Here is a 21,351-nt window from a genome sequence, read left to right as displayed (position 1 = left end):
GGAGGATGCTACGGCAGAGGCGATCCTGGAAAGCTTTACGCGGCGTTTGCGAACGCTGCCCAAGAGCTTCCGGCGAACGCTTACCTATGATCAGGGCCGCGAAATGGCTCGGCATCAGGAACTGGAGCGAAATACGGGCATACGTGTTTATTTTGCTGACCCACATAGCCCCTGGCAGCGTCCGACCAATGAAAATACGAATGGCCTACTGCGTCAGTATTTCCCCAAGGGCACGGACTTATCCGAATATTCACAACGGCGTTTGACTCAGGTAGCGGAGGAACTCAATAATCGGCCCAGGAAGTCCTTGGGATTCCGAACACCAGCCGAAGTGATGGCACAGCAAATCAGGCAGTTAAACAGCGGTGTTGCACTTCAAACTTGAAACCGCCGATTTATGACCTCTTTACGGCACTGATCAGATCGAATAGCGGCAATTTGGTGCTTTCAAATCATCGGTAGCTGCGACATTCAAAGTACGCGTCAGTAAGTCAACTGTCCATAGATTTTTCGAAAAAATCACACCTGCATGTTGACCACTATGATCAACCACATAGAAATTGTGCGGGGCATCGTAGCGGCGAGCAAAACACCCGCACCGATAACCGCGTAACTTCCAATAGAAACTCCAGGCCAGATCACAGACATAACCCCGGCTAATAGCCCAAATAAGAGCGGCCAGCACAGTTCCCCTATATTAAACGTATAAATCGGAAGTGTGTATGTGGACTGGGTGGCAGTAATTGCAGGCAGCAGAAGAGGTAAAGTCACCGAACCCAGAAAGACCTCCAACGCTAAAAGAGCGCCACCGAGAGGGACATTATAAACAGCCCCCATACCTGCACCAGCTCCACAGGCTGCGAGGAAACGAACCCAGGCTCAAAGGCCGCTCTTCGGCCACTCCGAAATCGGTGCAGGGCAAGGCATCCATGACCGGCCCTGCAATCCGGCTGCCGACACGGGCCTTGTGAGCTTGCGGGCGCTGCTCACATGGTCGGCATGGATATGTGTCTCCAGGGTATAACTCAGGCGTAGCCCGAGATCATGTAGGACTTGCAGATCCCTCTCTACAGTCTCCAGCACCGGATCGAGGAGCACTGCCTGCCCGGTCTGGGTACAACCGAAGAGATAGGTGTAGGTGGCGGATTCTGCTTCGAAGAGCTGACGGAAAATCATTGGGTTGCACTCCTTCGTGATGAACATCGAATAATACGATGAGACCAGAGCGGCGGGGCGCCGAAGCGGCTGCGGATCAGCGCGTCGAATGCCGGATCGGCAGCCCACCACTGCGCTGGCGTGATCTCGTGAAACCAGAAGTCAAGGACATCGGAGAACATTATCAAGCCAGATCAAACCGATCCAGATTCATCACCTTGGCCCAAGCTGCCACAAAATCCCGTACAAACTTGGCTTGCCCGTCAGCACTGGCATACACCTCGGCCACTGCCCTCAACTCGGAATTTGAACCAAAAATCAGATCCACCCGGGTCGCCTTCCACTTTTTCTCCCCGGTTTTACGGTCATAACCAGAAAAGTTGTTTTTCACCTCCGAGTCAGCTTTCCACTCCGTAGCCATATCCAGCAGATTGATGAAGAAGTCATTACTGAGAACCCCGGGCCGATCCGTAAATACCCCTTCGTTGGACTGCGCATAGTTGGCTCCCAATACCCGCAAGCCGCCAATCAACACCGTCATTTCCGGGGCCGTCAGCTTCAGTAACTGCGCCTTGTCGACCAGCAGCACCTCAGCACGGATATCTGCAGCCCGAGCGCTACGGTAATTGCGAAAGCCATCGGCTACCGGCTCCAGATGTGCGAAGGAGGCTATATCCGTCTGGTCTTGAGTCGCATCCATACGCCCGGCACTGAAAGGCACCGTGATATAGTGGCCGCCCTTTCTGGCTGCTGCTTCAATCGCCGCACAACCCCCAAGAACGATGATATCTGCCAGAGAAACTCGCTTTTCCCCTTTTTGTTTCCCATTGAAATCAGCGCGAATGCTTTCCAGTGTCTGCAATACCTCTATCAATTGCCGGGGCTGATTGACCTCCCAATCCTTCTGGGGCGCCAAACGGATACGCGCACCATTGGCGCCACCCCGCTTGTCCGACCCCCGAAAAGTCGAGGCCGATGCCCAGCTGGTGGCAACCAGCTCCGAAACAGTTAAACCCGCATCCAGAATTTTGACCTTGAGGGAAGCCACATCCTGCTCATTGATAAGCGGATGATGCCTTTTCGGTATGGGATCCTGCCAAATCAAATCCTCCACCGGCACTTCCTTGCCCAAATATCGGGTTTTGGGACCCATGTCCCGATGGGTCAACTTAAACCAGGCTCGGGCAAAAGCGTCTTCAAATGCATCCGGATGGGTGTAAAAATGCCGTGCAATTTTCTCGTACACCGGATCAAAGCGCAGTGCCAGATCAGTCGTAAGCATGGTCGGACGATGATGTTTGGAAGGATCGTGGGCATCGGGAACATTATGGGGCGCATCTTTGGCCACCCACTGGTTTGCACCTGCCGGGCTTTTGGTGAGTTCCCACTCATATCCGAACAGGGTTTCAAAAAAAGTGTTATCCCACTGTGTCGGCGTTTTGGTCCAGGTGACTTCCAGACCACTCCCGATTGTGTCACCGCCCTTGCCGCTTCGGAAGCTACTTTTCCAACCCAAGCCCTGATCTTCCATGGGCGCAGCCTCCGGCTCGGGACCGACATGCGTTGCCGGACCCGCTCCATGGGTTTTCCCGAAGGTATGGCCTCCAGCAATCAAGGCCACGGTTTCTTCATCATTCATCGCCATGCGGACGAAAGATTCCCGAATATCCACAGCAGCGGCGAGAGGATCGGGATTTCCTCCGGGACCCTCCGGATTCACATAAATCAGACCCATCTGCACGGCTGCCAGGGGATTTTCAAGGTCATGCTTACCGGAATAGCGGTTAGCATCACTCAGCCAGGTCTTTTCCGATCCCCAATAAACAGATTCATCGGGTTCCCAGACATCCCTGCGCCCCCCGCCGAAGCCGAAGGTCTTGAAGCCCATCGACTCCAATGCCACATTTCCGGCAAGGACCATCAGGTCCCCCCAAGAGATGCTCTGACCATATTTCTGTTTGATCGGCCAGATCAAACGCCGTGCCTTATCCAGAATTACGTTATCCGGCCAACTGTTGATCGGTGCAAAGCGTTGCTGAGCTGCGCCCGCACCACCGCGACCATCACCCGTGCGATACGTCCCGGCAGCATGCCACGCCATCCGTATCAACAAAGGTCCATAGTTTCCAAAATCGGCTGGCCACCATTCCTGAGAATCCGTCATCAATGTGCGGAGATCTGCTTTTACCGCATCAAAGTCCAACTCCTTGAAGGTTTTGACGTAGTCAAAATCTGCATCCAGTGGATCTGACAATGATGAGTTTTGGCGGAGTAGACCCACATTAAGACGTTCTGGCCACCAATCACGATTGGACTGCACTTCCCCCGCAGCAGCGGTTTTATGAAACGGGCATTTCTTTTCTGTTGACATGATGCATCCTCCCTCAATGGAACCCGAGCAGAATGGATTTCCTCGGGCAATAACAATTCTGTTGTAGTAGTCATTCTTGATATACTAAATATATTTATACCATCTATCAAAACTTAGACACGATATAATACATTGTCAAGCACCCGGAAAATTTCGAACAGCACTCCCGTGAGCTAAAGTTATGGGGCGTAGATTTGCAGAGGTCAGTATGGTAGTGCTCGTCCACCCATCAGGATTTTTCAACCCATTGAAGGCGCCAAAATGAACCCGGTAAAAGCTAGGGGACCTCAGGTCCAAATCACCAAGGATGGCCCATATGTTGTCTCGGGAAAGGTTCCCCTCAGCCAGGAAATTATCGGAACCAACGAGGCGGGTGAATCGACAAAGTGGAAGCACAGCCGGACATACCCCTCTCAGGAGCGGTACGCGCTGTGACGGTGCGGCCATAGCAGCAACAAGCTATTGTGCGACGGTACACATATATCCATCGGATTTCGGGACGAAAAAGGAGATGAAGCGTGCAACGCGTAGCAGGAGCGTTGATGGGCGCACTGATTGGCGATGCGCTGGCTTTGGGCTGTCATTGGTACTACGACCTTGCCGAACTACGGCAGGAATGCGGCCCCTGGATTACGGATTATCTGACGCCACGCCCTGGCCGTTATCATGGTGGCCTGCGTGCCGGTGACCTTTCCCAAACTGGGCTCCTACTGGTCATGCTGATGCAATCGTTAATCCACTGCGCGGGTTATGAGGAGGACGATTTTACGCATCGACTGGATACGGAACTGTTTCCCCAATTGGACGGTACACCCATGCAGGGACCGGGAGGCTACACTAACCAATCCATTCGGGAAGCCTGGCGGAAGCGGGTGTCGGAAAAACGCCCATGGGGAACATGTGCCGGTGACGCAGACACGACGGAAGGTGCCGAGCGCGCCATTGCTATTGCTGCTTTTTTTGCCCTGCAGCCAAAAAAAAATGGCAGAAGCGGCGTGCAGTAACATCATCCTGACCCAGCGCGATCCGGCCATCGTCGCCATGAGCATTGCATTCAACGCCGTTTTGAGTCAGTTGATCTCTGGTGTTTCCTTGACGCCGCAAATGGGCGCCAGACTTATGGCGCAAGTAAGCAGTGGCGTATTACCATTTCATCAGGTAACTCAGGGCCATCTGCACCCACCGCAAGGCGCCGAAAAGATACAGGCCGGTCAGTTTTCATCCCCCGATGCATTGCTCACGGCAGGTTATGCCGCATTGGCCGCCGCAGATCCCGACATCATCATTGAACCCGCCTGGAAGGTGAGTCTGGTATATGGCATGCCCTGTGCCATATATCACCAACTTCCAGCCGCTTACTACCTGGCCAGCCGCTTCCGGGAAGATTATGAATCCGCTGTATTGCACGCCATCAATGGGGGCGGACAAAACATGTCCCGTGCGATGCTGACAGGAGCACTCGTGGGCGCTCAGCAAGTTCGTCAGTCTTCTCAAACGCACCCGTTTAGCGTCGTGTTCCTGATCAGCATTCCTTGCTGCAACAGGAGCATTGCCGATGAGCGCGGCATGACAGGCTATATTAACTTCATGAGCATTGAGTTCTGCAGTGGCCATGACACCCCTCCCCTCTCCAATTATTTTCCGAAAACCGATGCCAGCACTCGCAGTCAAAGCTACAGTCCGATCATTCGCGCCTCAACGCCAAGCTCCTTTAACTTTTCCAATATGGCATACGAATCTACGCAGCTCGGATTATAAGCCACCTTAAAGTGGCGGCCATGATGCTCCCCACCTTTGAAAGAACCATAACGCTCCCGCCCGTCACCATGACAAGCCTCATAAACGATCCCGGAGGCAGGACCCAGACGCCCGTATCATTACCCAACCGCTTCACCACCAATACGACAGATGCTCATGCGTATGGCTCAGAAATGGCCAACGTGTTAACTCAGGCTCATATCGTCCGGATTTTTCCATTCATGACGCAAGCTCTCCTTAGGGAGCCTGTCACCACCGAAACCCTCTTGTTGCAAAAAATCGGCCAAGGCTACTGCTGCTGTCCCTGCCAGTTTGGCATTGTCCTGAATATTCCGGGCAATATGCTCTGCCTCATTGGCGCTTAGAACCAACTCCACACTGTGTTCCTGTTCTTCACGAATCTGCATGGAATCCTCCTATTCAAAAGCGTGCGGGGGCTGCTGGAAGTGATCGTCGATCCGATAGTCTTGTTCGGCTAGCAGGTAAGCCATGTCCAGAGTATCTTTGGCAAAACTTTCGGCATTTTTAACGAGGGGTTCAACAATTTTCGACAGATCCTTTTTGTCAAAACGAATTGTGATGCCTTGGCCATCCTTGTGGACGAGCTCCATGAGGTTCTCCTCTTTGTAGTGAATAATCATGCTACGGAAATCCAAGCTTCACCCTTAGGTTTAGTAGATGAGGAGATACTTGTCAAAATTTGCTTAGATTTGCGGCGGTGTATTTTGATCCAGCAGCCCACCGACTTTAACTTCGGACTACCGCCAGATTTCGCCTCGATTTTTTGAAAATGATCATTTTGAGCCTGTTTCGGTCATTATTACCCTGTTTTTTGTGTTTTATCTGCATTTTCCTGCCCTACATACGCAATGCGACCATGCGTTTTATGTTCCACGCCAGGCAGACCAGACTCCATTCCCCTTGAACCTGACGCAGGCCGTGCAAAGTGATCCAATCCAGAGCGCTCGACCAGTTTTTCCAACATATTTAAGAGCAGCGGCGATTGCCCGGGGGAAATGACTTCCGCGCCCATTTTATGAATAAGTAAAGGTGGCATCCGCCGGGGCGCAAATAGGATAAACAAGATGCCCATTGACTCCAGCCAATTGACCAGATGGTGCCCATTCTTAGGCAGCATTAACGGCCACCTCCGATAGCCTTTTTATTCCGACAAACTGGCCGCCCATCGCAACTGGCCAGAGATAAAACACCAACACCGGAGACAGGGCCACAATAAACAAGCACCACAATAGCCAACAAACACCAGGGTACATACTGGCTGAGTCGCATCCAACGGATCATGGCATCACCGTCACTGGCGTACCGATATGTATTAACCCATAGGCCCGTTGTGCTGCTTTTAATGGCAACTCCACACAACCATTGCTTTGCCGAAATCCATACGCCAGACGGGGGAAATAGTGTACTGCCCGACCATCCCAGAAATAATTCACATGGACAAAGTTTCTGGCGTAGTTTTACGTACAAAAACCCAAACAAAAGGCTGGGGTGCGTCTTTTCTGTGCCGATAAGCAGCAAGGATAGCCGCATAAAGACGATGGCGGTTGCCCTGATCAAACCAGTCACTGCTTTGGTTGGACCAGGGTAGCCCATGCACCTTTCAATCGGTACATCTGCACCATGCATGAACACACTCCGCAATCATCGCCTCACACCGATAGGGAACCTGCGCAGATTGGGTGAAGACACAAAGCCTCCCTCTACCCCTGTACACCAGCGGAGGGGCTGTGGCCCGACCTCAGGAAACCATTATGCCTCATCGGCACCAATGGACAGCACACATTACCAACCGGTGCTTTTATGAGGCGCTGGCTGAGTACTTGCTGTACTCAAAGGCTTGACAGTGGGTGTCACGGCCCACCATGTTCCGCACTTTCTCCTGGTGCCCAGATACCTTAGCCAACCCAAGCTGAAACCAAACCCAGAGACGCCGCCACCATGAGTGATAAGCTGAAATAGGATTTTTTCGATACCATGGCGATTACTCCTTGGTTATTTAGAAAAACCAGATATTACCAACATCATTGGTACAGCATATCGTGCTGAATATTCAAGCCATATTAATCTTTATGCGAAACCGAAGCCCACGACCCAAGCCTGCACTTTAAAAGTAGTAGGCCAAGGTTACTGGTGCAAGTTTTCATAAAGTTTCCATTGAAACATTCCGGATCCTATTGGGAGTCTCGTCATTACAAACGGTACTGATCCAATATAATTCCTTGACGGAGAGCGGATGGCCTTTTTATATCTAATCTGAAGGAGCCTTGAATTTCAGGGTGTCTCGCTCCTTGCAAAATAATGGGTATGTGCTAATTGGGAAGAATGATGGAGATGGACGAGGTGAACAGATGGCAACAGCACTAGGAAAAAAAGCGGCGGTGAAAGAGGCGAAGACCTACGACTTCGTCTGGGAAGCCACCCTGCCCGGCAGCAAGGACAAGAAAAAAGGCGAAATGAACGCTGCCAGTGTAAATGTGGTGCGGGCTTCCCTGCGGAAGCAAGGTCTGGTACCGGTCACTATCCGCAAGATCCCCCAACCGTTGTTCGGCGAAAGGGGGGTCAAGGAAGCCCAACTGGTTGTCATGGTCCGCCAGCTTTCCACCATGATCAACGCCGGAGTTCCGCTCGTACAGGCTTTTGAACTGCTGATTAGCGCCACCCAGGGTGCAGCCATGAAAAAACTCCTTAAGGGTATCCTTAAGCATCTCAAGGAAGGTGAATCACTTTCTCAGTCCATGGCGCATTTCCCCAAGTATTTTGATCGACTGTTTGTGTCCTTGATTGCCGCCGGTGAACAGGGCGGTATTCTCGACACCATCCTGCTGCGTCTGGCCGAATACCGCGAAAAAACCCTGGCCCTCAACAAAAAGGTCAAGTCCGCCATGTTTTATCCAGCAGCCATCATTACCGTGATGCTGGTGGTGGTGGTGATTTTGATGATTTTCGTAATTCCGGTGTTTTCGCAACTATTCAGCAGCTTTGGAGCCACCCTGCCCCTGCTCACCCAGATTGTCATCAACATTTCCAACTGGATGAAAACTCATTGGTATATTGTCGTATTTCTGCCCATTGCTGCTGTGTGGTTATTCATTTTTGCCTATAAGCGCAGCCTGCCTTTCAAAACCGTTATTGACCGGTTTTCCCTGAAAATTCCGGTGCTCGGTGATATTTTGTTGAAAGGAGCCGTCGCCCGTTTTATGCGCACCCTGTCCACCATGCAGGCGGCGGGCGTGCCCATTCTTGAAGCACTGGAAACCCTCTCGAAAGTTTCCGGCAATATCATCATCGAAAAAAGCGTATTACGGTCCCGCAATGACGTCGCCGCCGGTGGCCGCATCAGCACCCGCCTCAAAACCGATGGCGTATTTCCCATCATGGCCACGCAAATGCTGTCCATTGGCGAAGAAGCTGGTGCCATTGAAACCATGTCCGGCAAAGTCGCTGACTTTTACGAAAACGATGTGGAAGAATCCGTGAATCGCCTCTCCACCCTCATGGAGCCCATGATCATGGTGGTCCTGGGTGTCATTGTCGGTACCCTGGTCATTGCCATGTACATGCCGATCTTCAAGATGGGCGCGGTGGTGACGCATGGGGGGTGAACGTTGGGCTCAGACTCTCCGTCAACGGGGTATGACCCTGGTGGAATTAGTCGTACTCCTCGCCATCATCGGCATTCTGGCCGGCATTGCGATCCCGTTTTATGGTTATCAGGTTTCTCAAGCCCAACAAGGTACGGCACTTGCCAATAGCAAAGCGGCTATTGCCCAATTATATGTAACAGCACTGACCGACGAAGGTGCCAATCTGACCGTGACACCTTCTGCGGGCAACAGCGCGACAACACTGACGATCAGCGCTTTGGGCAGCGATCGGTATTATCAGACTTATCACTTGCCGTCGGGAAACACACTGTATCTGAACAACCGGGTGTTGAGCTGCTTATCATTCAATCCCAAAGGGATTCCCGTTACGACACCGGCATGTTCCATCCTGCCGCAGGCAGTTAATACGACCCCTCCTTTGAACTGGAGCATACGCAATGCCACTGGCGAGACAGTTTCCTTTGAATAATAGTCACGAACAGGGCTTCAGCCTCACCGAGGTCATGATTGCTGCTGCCATATTTGTCATTGCAGCGGTGGGTATTGCCGCCATTCTGGTACGCTCCAATCAGCAAATCATCACGGCAGAACAGGTACTCAATACCCAGCAATACGGGATGACAAACAGTTCTAATGCTAATATCAGTGCAGCGACTGTTTCCTCTCAGATTCAGGGCGTCACAACAACCACTGTATCAGTCAGTATTACCGTTCCTCCTCCGACGCAATCAACCAGTTGCAGCGGCGGGTTGATCGGTTGGGCAGGGACTGCGGTGAATACTCTGGTCCGATTCCTGACGGGAGGCAGCTATACGCCAGGAACAGGGGCAACGCCGCCCCCCTCAACCATTACGGTGCAACTGCAGGCTATCCAACAGCCATCTTCATCACAAAATTCGCCACAAAACAATCTCGCCTGGTGGTTGCCGTGAATAAGCCCATCCACGCCGCTGCCCATCCTCTGGAAGCGGGCCTGTCTTTAATCGAAATCCTCATTGCCATGGCTATTGCGGCCATTCTCAGTGTGGGCGTTTTCACCACCATGTCCGCCGCCTACCAGAATCAGATCACAGCCCACTATCTGACCCAACGCGTTATTCAGACCGAGATCATGAAAGCCGCCCTGAACACGACTTTGGCCAACGCCGGGAATGTCGATGCCATCACTTTTTCAGCGGCATCAGTACCTTCTTCAACCCCGGTACAACCTTTCAATCTGCTCGGTCTCATCGGCAATCTGTTGTTCGGAACCTGCAATTCCGGTTCGATTAGCGGTATTTATAGCGATGTTACGAACTTTCTGGATACCCTGCTTTTGGGCCAGCCCAGCAGTACTAATGGCAATACCGCTACTACCAGCAGTACCATACCTTCCATTACCGGACTAAACGTCAGTCCAGACTCTGCAACTTTTGGCTGGTATGCGAATAATAGCGGGGTACCCGTCGCCTGTACCGGAACGCTGACAATTACCGGGAGCATCATGCTCTACGCAGTGAAGGGTGGTACTGCCTGTACCGGCAACGGATCTGCCTCAGCCATTACAGATTACCCGGTGGGTAATGGCTGGTCTTTTTCTGGTCCCGTCAGTAACACTACATGTATGGGTCTTGGGTTTCCTGATAATGCAGCTAATGCCCTGATTGCCGTAAAGGCAGCGGCCCGTGGACTTTCCCAGACAATGGTGAGTGTATGCGTACCCCAATGAATCATAAAGCCAGATTGCAAGATAATATACCTGTCAGCAACGGCGAGTCTGGAGCAGTTTTATTGCTCAGTGTGATTGTTCTGGCAATCTTATTGGGCTTTATTGCCTGGAGTACCTTATCCACCACGAAAACAGCCCTGACCAGCGCATACCAGATGACCAATGATAATCAGGCCCGTGTCGCCGCACTGGTAGGGGTTTCTGCATTGACACAATATGCTAACGGTATTTATCAACACGCTAACGATGCCAGCAATGGCTCATCAACCTGTTCCCAAGGCGGGGGACTTCTGGGTAGTATTTTAAGCCCTATCTGCAACGTTGCAACAGGATTAGTTTCCGGGATGCTCGGCAATGTCGGAACCAGCACTCCGATACCCAACGGTGGCAATGGTGGCGTGGCAGTCTACATGCACCCTGGGACAACGGCACAAGCCACACTGAGTAATACGGCGCCTTTTCTTGGAGCCACTGTCAGCGCATACGTGCTCAGTAATACTTTTACGCCCGCAGGCTCTCTTAGCAATCCCCCTACGGCATCAGCCCCGGGCTTGATTACCATCGTATCCCAGGGTGCCAGCGGACACGCGCGTGCGACTGCAGTTGCGGTGCTTGGGGTGGCATCTCCTGGCAGTGGGGCGGGGAGTGCTCAGGGAAACATTCCTGTAAACTTAAACGGGGATACTACATTCGGTGGAAATATAAATCTCATTGGTGGATCAAACAGTAGTCTTTCAACCAGTGGAAACTTGACAAGTTCCGGTAGCTTTACTGGTTTCAACACGATCATATCTACGAAATCCATGAACTTGAGTGGAAGCAGCGGTGCGGGAAATCTTTTCTCTGATCAAAGCATAACCATCACGGGTTCTGGCAATTATGGCTCTCTCAAATCGCTCCAGAACGTGACCATCGGTGGTAGCGTGAATGCCCAGATCATTCAGACAAACGGTACCACGACGCTCAACTCCAGTTCAAAAGTGAGCACGATAACGTCTATTGGTGATGTAACGTTGCAATCTGGAACAGCGGTAAGCAATCTATCTACCCAGGCTAACGTATCTGCTACCAATGCCACGGTAGGGATAGCTAATGTTCAAGGTGATTATAGTGAGTCCAGTAATGGTTCAGCAGCAAGTGGTAATGCTGGCGGGCTTATTACATTTCCCAGTTCGAATCATAACGTAAATCTCACCCACACACCGGGGTTGCAAGTTCCCATAACTCCACTAACCGCCGCAACCCTATCGTCACCAACAGTGAACGCTGCCGCCATGAAGAGCCTTGCCAATTATGCTTTCACGCTACCACCAAGCGGTTCAGCTGCTGGGATAATCGCCACGGTAGTCGTGCAGAACGTCAATGGTATCCCCAGTGGTACCTATTATCTTTATGACGGCCCTAGCAATAGCACGTACAACGATTATTTGGTTACCAGTAATTCATCTTCATTTCCATCGCCACTTTATAAAATAGGCTCCGGTTACAGTGACTATAATCCCGATATTACTTATAACAACGGAACGTGGACACTTGCAGGGAATAGCGGATCAACATCAGACATTGCCCCCGGAGTATTGTGGTTTTCGGGCAACGTTAAGGTCGCTGATGGAACCTATTACAACAGTATCATTGCAACCGGAAATATAACCACAGCCGGTAGTAGCCAAGTTTATGCTGTCAACTATGCGGGCGGCACTACGCCTCCACAAAATGTATGCTCAAATACAGGGTATAGTACAGGTGGAATTCTAGGCATTGGGGCAACCACCATCAATCCTTCCAACTTTTGCGGTACGTCTTCCACATCGACTTTCAATCCTGCGTCCATAGGGAATATCGCTTTACTGGCTGGTGGAGATATAACCCTTGGGTCCAGCAATGCCATATACGGCGACGTGATTGCCGGAGACGTCATCAACACCAGTGGCAGTACAACAATTTTTGGATACTTAACATCAGCGGGTATGGCCGGTGGGACAAACTCATTTGGTGCCAGTACTACCATCAATGTACAAAATCTGCCCTCAACATTCACCCCAACAGTCCCAGTCACATGGAGCAATACAGCTCCAGCATCGACGTCCTCGGGTACTTCCTTGATGCTAAAATCGCTGTATTGGGAGTGATGTAATATCAAGCCCTTCTGAACACTCTGGCAATTCAATTACGCATTGGGTGGTAGATAAATGCAGACATCGGTGTAGGCCAAAAAATGAGCTTGTCCGCGCCGCAGCCACTCGATGTGCAACATCGGCTGGAAGATTTTGACTGCGGAAAACCCGGCCTCACCGACTGGCTGTTGCGCCACTCCGCCAGGCGCAAGGTAGCGGCTCGGCGAGAACCTTCGTTGCCTGCGATGAAACTCGTGTTGTCGGTTATTTCAGCCTGACGGTGGGTCAAATCGATACACTCGATGCACCCGAGCGCATTCGTCGGGGAATGGGTCAGTACCCGATCCCGCTAGTCATTCTTGCACGCCTTGCCGTGGATCTTGATTATCAAAAACAAGGTATCGGCTTCAGTCTATTGCAAGATGCTATCCACCGGGCGCTTGCAATTGCCGGGCATGCGGGCATTCGGGCTTTACTGACGCACCCCCTTGACGCCGATGCTGATGCATTCTATCGCCGTTTCGGATTTGCACCGACGCCAGACAACGACCGGCAACTTATCCTGCTTCTGAAGGACCTGCGGCGCTTCGCTGGGTTATAACCGTATATCCAGTTACAATTTTTTCTAGTTTTGATAATAACCGGAAATATTTATAACTGGATTCTTGAATACGATCGACATACTCAAAAAAATCTTCCGCGCCTCAATTATCCACCCAATTTTCCACAGTCAGACCGGGGAACACACGAAAATCGGCCTCGTTGTTGGTTATCAGGGTAGTGTTTAAGGCAATAGCATGGGCAGCAATCAGTTTATCGAGCGCGTCACGGGAGTGTTCTCTTGTGGCCCATCTGACCGGTCCGTAAGCGCGGGCGACTCGCGAGTCGAATGTGGCGACGGGAATATCCTGCAGCAGATCGTCCAAAGCCGCCTGATTGGCAAGCTGATTTTCTGCCGAGCAGGTGATGCCGTATTCAAGTTCAGCCAGCGTAATAGCTGAAATAACGACATCCCCCACAAAACATGCTTCAAATTTTTTTCGTACCGATGGTGGTTGCCATTTCATCAGATAAATACAAATGTTGGTGTCGAGCATATATTTCGGCTTCATAATGCTTCGCGTTCATCTTCCCGGTTGTCACCACGTCCAGTTGCCATAAAATCCGAAGAAAACCTGGCAAATTTCTCAAGGACGTTACCCATACGCCGCTGCGCCGGGCGAATGCGCAGTTCATCGCCGTGACGCTCTATGACCAGCTCCATCTTCCAATCCTTGAAGGCCAACTCCGCCGGGATGCGGACAGCCTGCGAATTGCCGTTTCTGAAAATTTTCGTGATCACTTGGTCCCCCTCCTCCATTTTACCCATGCCCGGTTAGATTCTGGCCCGTTTGGGTAGCAATGTAAATACATGGATGTACATGAAGCTGGTTATTTCAGCCTGACTGTGGGCCACATCGGCAAATACAGCTTGTAGGGTTGATCATGGCAGGCAATAAAGCCATAGTGCTTGTAGACAGGAATATTTCAACGCAATGCTGTTCCGTGATCTGGTTGAGCGCCATGATATTGCCCACCCCAAAGCTGTCATTGATCTCGCACACTGGTTGATGGACAACATCGGATCGCTCTATTCCATCAACAATCTGAGCGGTTATCTGAAATCCCTGGGGCACAAGGTACCCAAATCCGCAGTAGCCGATTATCTGGAATGGTTCGAGGATGCCTTCATTCTGTTCACGGTGCGTATTTTTGACGCTTCGTTGGCCAGGGTGAACACCAACCCCAAGAAAATTTACTGCGTCGATCATGCCCTGGTGACGTCAATCAGCTCCGGCATTTTAGTCAACTCGGGGCATCTGCTGGAAAACCTGGTGTTTACCGCGTTTCGACGGCTAACGCCGGATATTTATTATTACAAAACCAGGATGGGCCGGGAGGTGGATTTTATCACCGGTCGGACAGGCCAGTCCCACATGCTTGTTCAGGTGTGCGAATCAATGGCCGATCCGCACACCCGTAAACGGGAAACCACTGCACTGGCCGAAGCCATGTCCGAACTTCAACAAGCCCAAGGCATTATCGTAACGCGTAACGAGGAAGAACAAATTCCCGTCTTTTCAGGTAAAATTGACGTAGTCCCCGCTTGGCGTTTCCTGCTGAACCATTCAGCATAATGGTTTTGTTCTTCGGGGAAGTGTGTTGAGAGAATGGGCGCATCACTGCATCCGATGCCGGAACAGCCATGAGGCTGCCGCCATGGAACACAGGGCGATAATGGCCAGGGGCCAGTATTGGGGCCAGAGCATGGGGATGTTGTCCCCTTCCAGAAAAACGCCGCGCACAATCACCAGAAAATAGCGCATGGGATTGAGATAGGTCAGGTATTGCACCACTTCGGGCATGTTGGCAATGGGGGTGGCGAAACCCGAAAGAATGATGGCCGGCACCAGAAAAATGAACACGCCCAGCAGGCCCTGCTGCTGAGTGACCGATAGGGAAGAAATCATCAGGCCGATGCCTACTGCAGCCATCAGGAACAAAGCCAAACCAGCTATCAGCGCGAGAATGCTGCCGACGAAGGGCACCTGAAACCAGAACACCGCCACCAGCACAATAAACAGTCCTTCCAGCGCACCGATCACAAAACCGGGTATGGCCTTACCCAGCAAAATTTCCACGGGACGCATGGGCGTCACCAGCAATTGATCAAAGGTCCCTTGTTCCCGCTCCCGGGCTACGGACAAACCGGTGACCAGCAGCGTCACCACCAACACCAGCAGTGCCACAATACCCGGCACAATAAACCAGCGCGACAGCAGATTGGGGTTAAACCACGAACGCACAACCAGTTGCGCCGGCGGCCTCCCCCAGTGGTGTTCCTGCGCCCAGCGTACATCGAAGTGCATCAACACCGTATTGACATAATTCAGGGCCAGGGTGGCCGTATTGGAGTTTCGGCCATTGATGATCACCTGCAAGGGCGTGGGATGATGCATGAGCAAATCGCGGGTAAAGTGCGGGCCGATATTCAGGACGAGCAAGACTTTTTCATTATTGATGAGCGGAGCAATTTGCCCTTCGTTTTCAATGGTTGCAACCTGCTTAAAGGCTGTGGATCCCTGAAACTCACCCAATAATTGCCGGGAGGCAAAGCCGCTGTCCTGGTTATAAACCGCATAGGGAATATGGCTCAGGTCGTAGGTAGCGGCATATCCAAACACCAGCAGCTGGATAATCGGCGGTCCGATCAGTACAAAACGGCTTTTTTTATCGCGCAGGAGCGCAAGAAATTCCTTGATCACCAAGGCCCATATGCGTGCCAGCATCAGTCTAACCTCTTGCGCGAACGTCGCCAGGTAACCCCCAGAAAAAACAGGGCCATCAACAGCAAGGCCAGACTATTCCAGAGAATGATGGACCACACATCACCGACAAGAAACACCGTCTGCAGGATACTGACAAAGTAACGGGCGGCGACAATGTGGGTCACCAGGCGGATAGGCGCGGGCATCGACTGGATGTCAAAAATGAAGCCGGACAGAATGAAGGCCGGTAAAAAGGTGACAATGATGGCAATCTGCCCGGCCACAAACTGGTTGCGGGCCTCACTGGAAATCAGCAGACCCATACCCAGCGCCGCCAGCAGAAAAAGTGCCGAACAGACCAGCAACACCCAGAAACTCCCCACCAGCGGGACAGCGAAAAGCCAGACGGCCAGAGCCACCGACAACAGCAGACCGCCCATACCCATGATGAAATAAGGTATCAATTTACCGAGCAGAATCTCGGCCATGGTGACCGGCGTAGCCATCAAGGCTTCCATGGTTCCACGTTCCCATTCCCGCGCCACCACCAGCGCGGTCAGCAAGGCGCCAATGAGTGTCATGATGACGGCAATCAGGCCGGGAACCAGAAAATCGCGACTGCGCAAGGCCGGATTGAACCAGATGCGTGGTTCGGCATTGATGGGGATAATCAGCGGCTTGCCCGCATTGAGGGCGCGCTGTTGCAGCCAGTTTTGCCAGACACCCTGCATATAGCCTTCCATAATGCGGGCATTATTGGCATCCACTCCGTTGACCAGCACGCCAATGGACGCCGTTTTCCCCTGAATGACCTGGCGGCTGAAATCGGCACGCAACCAGACAATCCCGTCGGCCTTGCGGTCCATGACTGCCTCTCGGGCCTGATGCAGACTGCCGTATATTTCCGGCGTGAAATACGGTGAATGCTGTAGCCCACCCACAAATGCGCTGGTTTCTGCGGTGGGTTGGTCCACGACAACGGCAATGGGGATATGACGGGCATCCAGCGAGACACCGTAGCCAAACAAAAACAGCAGGAACACCGGCAGGACAAAGGCAATGGCTATGGCCGAAGGGTCCCGCAAAATCTGGATGAACTCCTTGCGAATCAGACCGCGCAGACGCTGCAGATTCATGAGGATCTCCGGATTTGACTTTCGTGATGCTCAATCAGGAGGATGAATGCGTCTTCCATGCTGGGGTCAGGATGTTCTTCACTGCGGGCCTGGGCGCGCACCTGCTCGGGACTGCCCTGGGCCAGCACTTCGCCGAGCGACATCAGGACCAGGTTGTCGCAATATTCGGCCTCATCCATAAAGTGGGTGGTAATCATCACCGTTACCCCGGCTTCTGCCAGCGCGTTGACCCGCTTCCAGAATTCCCGCCGGGCCAGGGGATCGACACCGGAAGTGGGCTCGTCCAGAAAGAGAATGGGGGGCTCGTGCAACAAGGCGCAAGCCAGAGCCAGGCGTTGTTTGATGCCCAGTGGAAGCTCATCCACATTGACGTCACGATAGTCTTGCAACTGGAACTCCCGCCGCGCCCAATCCAGTCGCTGCCGTCGCGCAGCCCCGCGCAAGCCATAGGCTGACGAGAAAAAGGCCAGGTTCTGGTCACAACTGAGATTGCCGTAAAGAGAAAACTTCTGGGAGACATACCCGATGCGGGCCCGCGCCTGGGCGCTGGCGTGGCGCATGTCCACCCCGGCTACACGCAAAGTGCCCGATGAGGCGGGGAGCAGACCGCAAAGCATACGAAAAGTCGTACTTTTCCCGGCACCATTGGCCCCTAACAGGCCAAATATCTGCCCTTTCTGAACGCTGAAACTATTCCCCTTGACGGCTTCGAAATGCCCGAAAAACTTGCAGAGATCGTGCACTTCAATGACGGTTTCCGCTGTGGATTCCGCCCTGGGTGGCACCGAAGAAGCCTGCTGCGCAGGTTCTGCCGCCACCGTATTGCTGGTCACCAGCGTATCAGACGTGGACATTGCAGCACCCAGCAAATCCACAAAAGCATCCTCAAAGGCCGGAGCCACTGCTTGCCAGTTCTCCCCAGCCCGTGCTTCGGGCTGGGTCGTGGTCCGGCAAAGCACCCGCACGCCATTGGCGAGAATACGCGCATCCTGAATACCCGGGCGGGCTTGCAGGGTTTCGCGGAGATGCCGCTTGCTGGCCGTCTGCAGGCTCACCAGAAAACAGCGGCCTTGCAGCGGCGCACTGAATGCCGCCGGAGTGTTCTTTTTAAGCAATTTACCCTGATGTAACAGAATGATTTCGTCGCAGCGTTCGGCCTCATCAAAATAGGCCGTACTCATCAACACGGTCAGGCCTTTTTCGCGCAAGCCCTGAATGATTTCCCAGAGTTCACGGCGGGCAATGGGATCCACGCCCACGGTTGGTTCATCCAGCAGCAACAATTGCGGCGCCCGTAACAGGGCACAGGCCAGACCCAGCTTCTGTTTCATTCCGCCGGACAGGGCTCCGGAAGCCCTGGCGCCAAAAGGACCCAGCGCCGTCAGCTTGAGCAACTCCTGCTGGCGGCTCCGCGCCGTCTCCCGATTCAAACCTTGTAAATCGGCAAAAAGATCCAGGTTTTCCTGTACGCTGAGTTCTTCATACAGACCAAAACGCTGGGGCATGTAGCCAATGTGTTTCTGAATCGTGCTGACCTGACTGCGGGTGTCAGCACCCAGAACCCTAACCGTTCCGCTATCAGGCAAAAGCAGTCCCGTTGCCAGACGCATCAAGGTGGTTTTGCCCGCACCATCCGGCCCTAATAGCCCGGTAATCGTGCCGGCCTCCAGGCTGATATTTAAGGTATCCAAAGCCTGCACCCGCTCCTTGCCACGGGCAAAGCTTTTACTGACATCGGCAAAATGCAGCGGTGTAGCGGCTTCGCTCACGACTCAGTTTCCGCAGGGATGTGCAGACAATTTTTGCGGAGGATTGTTTTGCAGGGAAACATGCACGGTAACGGGCATTCCGAGACGCAGCTGATGTTGGGGATTACAGGCATAAACCCGTACCCGGTAGACCAGTTCAGTGCGCAATTCGGTGGTTTGCACGGTCTTGGGCGTAAATTCTGCAGTGGGTGAAATGAAACCCACCCAGCCGGAAAAGGTTTTGCCGGGGAAAGAATCACTTTGAATATTCGCTTTCATGCCCAGGCGAACTTGACCCAGTGCTTTTTCCGGCAGGTAGGCACGTACCCAAACCGGATTATCCAGTGCCAGGGTAAACACCGGCGTCTGCGGAGAAACCATATCGCCCGGCTCCAGAATGCGGTCCTGGACCACGCCGGTATCGGGCGCATAGAGGCGCGTATCCACCAGCTCGCGCTGCGCTAAAGATAAGGCCGCTTTGTCAGCCTGCAACATCTGCCGTGCTGCCGCAATGTCTTCCTTACGCGGGCCTTTAATCGCCAGAGACAGGGCCTGTCGGGCATGTTCGGCATTGGCGCGGGCCGTCTTCAGGGCAGCCGCCGCGTTATCGGCGCTTTGTCGGGAAACATATTGCTGGGCGGCAAGGGACTCCTGGCGTTTCCAGGTGCTTTCGGCGTTGATCATGGTCGCCTGGGCAGCGGCAACCTGGGCGCGAGCTTCGGCAATTTCTTCGGGGCGGGAACCGGCCAGCAGGCGCGCCAATACCTGTTGTTGCGCAGCAACCGCAGCGCTGGCTTTATCTACCGCATCCTGAAAGCGCACTGGATCAATTTCTGCCAGTAACTGGCCTTTTTTGACCCGATCGCCTTCCTGGACCAGGAGATCGAGCAGCCGGCCATTATCATCAAAGGCTGCCTGCACCTGACGGATATCGACGTTACCATAAACGGTTACCTGATCGCTGGGTGCAGCTGGTCGGGTTTGCCAATAAGCTATGGCACCCGCAATAGCGAGCACAATTACGCCAACAATCACCAACCTTTTTTTCTGGATAGCCATGTATCAAACACTCCTCGGCTAATGAGTTATGGGGTTACGTTCTGAACCAACAAGGCATTGATAGCCTGCAAATCTGCCATATTGATTTGTCCGGAAGCCGCCTTGAGCTGCACCCGGGCAATCACCTGGTTGTAGAAAGCGACGTTATAGTCCTGCTCGGCACGCACGTAGTCGGTGGCGGTGTGCAGCAGGTCAATGATGGAGCGGGTACCTACTTCATAACCCTTGCGCGTTCCTTCCAGGGATAGCTTGGCAGAGTCTACGGTTTCTTTGGCGGCCTTGAGCTGCGCTACACTGTTTTTCAGATTGAGAAAGGCGGTTTGGGTGTTCAGGGTGACGTCATCGCGCACATTGGCGACATGATCCACACTGGCTACGGTTTGCGCCTGGGCTTTTTGCACGGAGGCGGAAATGTTGCCACCTTCATACAGGGGGACGGACAAGTTCAGGCTGACGCCGGCCTGATTCATGACCAGCCCCGGAAAGGGATTCCCGAGGGCATGCTGGGCTACGCCCTGCAGGTTGACCACCGGCCAGCGCGCGCGCTGATGGTATTGGACTTCCTGCTGGGCGGTGTGGAGCTGGGCCTGGGCCTGATGCATCAGCGGCTGATCCTGAACAGCACTGTGCACCCAGCTCTGCATATCATCAGGTTGCGGCCCCAGGGCCCGATAATGGCCCAAAGGTTCCAGCACGCCGATGGGATGATGGGTCAGGCGCTGTAACTGTTTCCCGGCGATCGCCACCCCGTTGCTGGCTTTGATGAGATCCGCCTCAGCGGCATCAACCCGGGCTTGGGCTTCACGCACAGCAATAATGTCCCCAGTGCCAATTTTCAGGGTGGCTTGGGTTTGCCGGTAAATGCTTTCCAGCAGTGATTTCTGCTTTTGCGCCACCCGTTCCTGGGCCTGGGCTTCCAGTACCCCGAAATAGGCCTTGGCGACCTGCAGGGCGAGCTGCTGTTCGGTGTAGGTCAGGCCGGCAGCGCTGGCCTGAATCCGTGAGTCGGCCTGTTTCAGCGCCGTCCAGGCCTGGCCGTTGAATACGGATTGGGTGATATTGACGCTGTAGCTGTCGGACAAATAGGCGCGATTAATGTCGATATTGCCAAAGCCGGTAATGTCGGCGGTATTGAAGCCCACCGCTGCACCAACCCCCACATGGGGCAGCAGGGCTGAACGCGCCAGGGGCTTGTCCTGCATTTGTGCGGCCAGTTCGGCGCGGGCCTGGGCCAGTACCGGGTCGGTATGGTAGGCCTGCTGATAGGCGTCAATCAGGTTTTCTGCCCAGGCAGAACTGCTGCTCAACAGCAACGCAGAGGCAAGCAACGACAAAGCAGAACGATGGGCGTGCATGAACATTTCCTGA

At 53.1% G+C, this 21,351-nt stretch carries 24 protein-coding genes; 10 read left to right on the top strand and 14 right to left on the bottom strand.

Annotation, left to right across the window (positions count from 1 at the left end; genetic code table 11):
• A partial coding sequence (locus H7F11_RS14215; RefSeq protein ID WP_193658209.1) for an IS30 family transposase occupies positions 1–385 on the top strand: 385 nt, incomplete at its 5' end.
• 134 nt (positions 386–519) lie between these two features.
• On the opposite strand, the gene H7F11_RS17325 is transcribed toward H7F11_RS14215, so the two are convergent.
• From H7F11_RS17325 to katG, 3 genes are all read right to left on the bottom strand, one after another.
• Positions 520–837 (bottom strand): hypothetical protein, encoded by a 318-nt coding sequence (locus tag H7F11_RS17325; protein ID WP_193651473.1) that lies wholly within the window; start codon positions 835–837, stop codon positions 520–522.
• 42 nt (positions 838–879) lie between these two features.
• The gene (locus H7F11_RS14205; protein ID WP_227485528.1) at positions 880–1,176 is read right to left on the bottom strand and encodes an MBL fold metallo-hydrolase; all 297 of its coding nucleotides are present in this window, start codon (positions 1,174–1,176) and stop codon (positions 880–882) included.
• 163 nt (positions 1,177–1,339) lie between these two features.
• A complete protein-coding gene (katG, locus tag H7F11_RS14195; protein WP_193651474.1) occupies positions 1,340–3,526 on the bottom strand; it encodes a catalase/peroxidase HPI in 2,187 nt (728 codons plus the stop codon).
• Between the two features lie 518 nt (positions 3,527–4,044).
• Here katG and H7F11_RS16840 point away from each other — a divergent pair.
• Positions 4,045–4,530: an ADP-ribosylglycohydrolase family protein gene (locus H7F11_RS16840; RefSeq protein WP_413773201.1), complete on the top strand. Its 486-nt coding sequence runs from the start codon at positions 4,045–4,047 to the stop codon at positions 4,528–4,530.
• Positions 4,508–5,284, top strand: coding sequence for an ADP-ribosylglycohydrolase family protein (locus H7F11_RS14190; RefSeq protein ID WP_413773200.1), 777 nt, complete (start codon positions 4,508–4,510; stop codon positions 5,282–5,284). The genes H7F11_RS16840 and H7F11_RS14190 overlap by 23 nt, the downstream gene beginning before the upstream one ends.
• Positions 5,285–5,469: 185 nt before the next feature.
• Here the strand turns inward: H7F11_RS14190 and H7F11_RS14185 are convergent, their stop codons facing one another.
• The 4 genes from H7F11_RS14185 to H7F11_RS14165 all read right to left on the bottom strand — a co-directional run bounded on the left by H7F11_RS14185 (position 5,470) and on the right by H7F11_RS14165 (position 6,738).
• Positions 5,470–5,691 carry a hypothetical protein gene (locus tag H7F11_RS14185; protein ID WP_193651475.1) on the bottom strand — a complete coding sequence of 74 codons (222 nt, stop codon included), beginning with the start codon at positions 5,689–5,691 and terminating at the stop codon, positions 5,470–5,472.
• A 9-nt stretch (positions 5,692–5,700) separates the two neighbouring features.
• Positions 5,701–5,925, bottom strand: coding sequence for a hypothetical protein (locus H7F11_RS14180; protein ID WP_227485526.1), 225 nt, complete (start codon positions 5,923–5,925; stop codon positions 5,701–5,703).
• A gap of 217 nt (positions 5,926–6,142) precedes the next feature.
• Positions 6,143–6,229 carry a hypothetical protein gene (locus tag H7F11_RS17320; protein WP_367182301.1) on the bottom strand — a complete coding sequence of 29 codons (87 nt, stop codon included), beginning with the start codon at positions 6,227–6,229 and terminating at the stop codon, positions 6,143–6,145.
• Positions 6,230–6,582: 353 nt separating this feature from the next.
• Positions 6,583–6,738: a L,D-transpeptidase family protein gene (locus H7F11_RS14165; protein ID WP_193651476.1), complete on the bottom strand. Its 156-nt coding sequence runs from the start codon at positions 6,736–6,738 to the stop codon at positions 6,583–6,585.
• 915 nt (positions 6,739–7,653) lie between these two features.
• Here H7F11_RS14165 and H7F11_RS14160 point away from each other — a divergent pair.
• From H7F11_RS14160 to H7F11_RS14135, 6 genes are all read left to right on the top strand, one after another.
• Positions 7,654–8,907 (top strand): type II secretion system F family protein, encoded by a 1,254-nt coding sequence (locus tag H7F11_RS14160; protein ID WP_193651477.1) that lies wholly within the window; start codon positions 7,654–7,656, stop codon positions 8,905–8,907.
• The gene (locus H7F11_RS14155; RefSeq protein WP_193651478.1) at positions 8,897–9,379 is read left to right on the top strand and encodes a prepilin-type N-terminal cleavage/methylation domain-containing protein; all 483 of its coding nucleotides are present in this window, start codon (positions 8,897–8,899) and stop codon (positions 9,377–9,379) included. The genes H7F11_RS14160 and H7F11_RS14155 overlap by 11 nt, the downstream gene beginning before the upstream one ends.
• A complete protein-coding gene (locus H7F11_RS14150) occupies positions 9,348–9,842 on the top strand; it encodes a prepilin-type N-terminal cleavage/methylation domain-containing protein (RefSeq protein WP_193651479.1) in 495 nt (164 codons plus the stop codon). The genes H7F11_RS14155 and H7F11_RS14150 overlap by 32 nt, the downstream gene beginning before the upstream one ends.
• A complete protein-coding gene (locus H7F11_RS14145) occupies positions 9,839–10,618 on the top strand; it encodes a prepilin-type N-terminal cleavage/methylation domain-containing protein (protein ID WP_193651480.1) in 780 nt (259 codons plus the stop codon). The genes H7F11_RS14150 and H7F11_RS14145 overlap by 4 nt, the downstream gene beginning before the upstream one ends.
• Positions 10,615–12,747, top strand: coding sequence for a beta strand repeat-containing protein (locus H7F11_RS14140; protein ID WP_193651481.1), 2,133 nt, complete (start codon positions 10,615–10,617; stop codon positions 12,745–12,747). The genes H7F11_RS14145 and H7F11_RS14140 overlap by 4 nt, the downstream gene beginning before the upstream one ends.
• 142 nt (positions 12,748–12,889) lie before the next feature.
• Positions 12,890–13,333, top strand: a complete 444-nt coding sequence (locus H7F11_RS14135) for a GNAT family N-acetyltransferase (RefSeq protein ID WP_319803397.1) — start codon at positions 12,890–12,892, stop codon at positions 13,331–13,333.
• A 103-nt stretch (positions 13,334–13,436) separates the two neighbouring features.
• Here the strand turns inward: H7F11_RS14135 and H7F11_RS14130 are convergent, their stop codons facing one another.
• Together H7F11_RS14130 and H7F11_RS14125 are read right to left on the bottom strand one after the other, a co-directional pair.
• Positions 13,437–13,844, bottom strand: a complete 408-nt coding sequence (locus H7F11_RS14130; protein WP_193651482.1) for a type II toxin-antitoxin system VapC family toxin — start codon at positions 13,842–13,844, stop codon at positions 13,437–13,439.
• Positions 13,841–14,074 (bottom strand): type II toxin-antitoxin system VapB family antitoxin, encoded by a 234-nt coding sequence (locus H7F11_RS14125; protein WP_319803377.1) that lies wholly within the window; start codon positions 14,072–14,074, stop codon positions 13,841–13,843. The genes H7F11_RS14130 and H7F11_RS14125 overlap by 4 nt, the downstream gene beginning before the upstream one ends.
• A 193-nt stretch (positions 14,075–14,267) precedes the next feature.
• Between H7F11_RS14125 and H7F11_RS14120 the strand changes: the two genes are divergently transcribed.
• Positions 14,268–14,909 carry an ATP-binding protein gene (locus tag H7F11_RS14120; RefSeq protein ID WP_227485524.1) on the top strand — a complete coding sequence of 214 codons (642 nt, stop codon included), beginning with the start codon at positions 14,268–14,270 and terminating at the stop codon, positions 14,907–14,909.
• A gap of 42 nt (positions 14,910–14,951) precedes the next feature.
• On the opposite strand, the gene H7F11_RS14115 is transcribed toward H7F11_RS14120, so the two are convergent.
• From H7F11_RS14115 to H7F11_RS14095, 5 genes are read right to left on the bottom strand one after another with little or no spacing between them, the layout of a single operon-like run.
• Positions 14,952–16,061 carry an ABC transporter permease gene (locus H7F11_RS14115; protein ID WP_193651483.1) on the bottom strand — a complete coding sequence of 370 codons (1,110 nt, stop codon included), beginning with the start codon at positions 16,059–16,061 and terminating at the stop codon, positions 14,952–14,954.
• A complete protein-coding gene (locus H7F11_RS14110) occupies positions 16,061–17,176 on the bottom strand; it encodes an ABC transporter permease (protein WP_193651484.1) in 1,116 nt (371 codons plus the stop codon). The genes H7F11_RS14115 and H7F11_RS14110 overlap by 1 nt, the downstream gene beginning before the upstream one ends.
• Complete coding sequence (locus tag H7F11_RS14105) at positions 17,173–18,945, bottom strand: ATP-binding cassette domain-containing protein (RefSeq protein ID WP_193651485.1); 1,773 nt, start codon at positions 18,943–18,945, stop codon at positions 17,173–17,175. Before H7F11_RS14105 ends, H7F11_RS14110 begins: the two co-directional genes overlap by 4 nt.
• Before the next feature lie 3 nt (positions 18,946–18,948).
• Positions 18,949–19,983 carry an efflux RND transporter periplasmic adaptor subunit gene (locus H7F11_RS14100; RefSeq protein ID WP_193651486.1) on the bottom strand — a complete coding sequence of 345 codons (1,035 nt, stop codon included), beginning with the start codon at positions 19,981–19,983 and terminating at the stop codon, positions 18,949–18,951.
• A gap of 26 nt (positions 19,984–20,009) precedes the next feature.
• Positions 20,010–21,338 carry a TolC family outer membrane protein gene (locus tag H7F11_RS14095; protein WP_193658211.1) on the bottom strand — a complete coding sequence of 443 codons (1,329 nt, stop codon included), beginning with the start codon at positions 21,336–21,338 and terminating at the stop codon, positions 20,010–20,012.
• Between the last annotated feature and the right edge of the window lie 13 nt (positions 21,339–21,351).

Origin of the sequence: Acidithiobacillus sp. HP-2 (assembly GCF_015100155.1) — a bacterium.
Lineage (GTDB): Bacteria > Pseudomonadota > Gammaproteobacteria > Acidithiobacillales > Acidithiobacillaceae > Acidithiobacillus.
The sequence above is the reverse complement of the archived record's forward strand: the minus strand, read 5'-3'. Positions and strand labels throughout refer to the sequence as shown.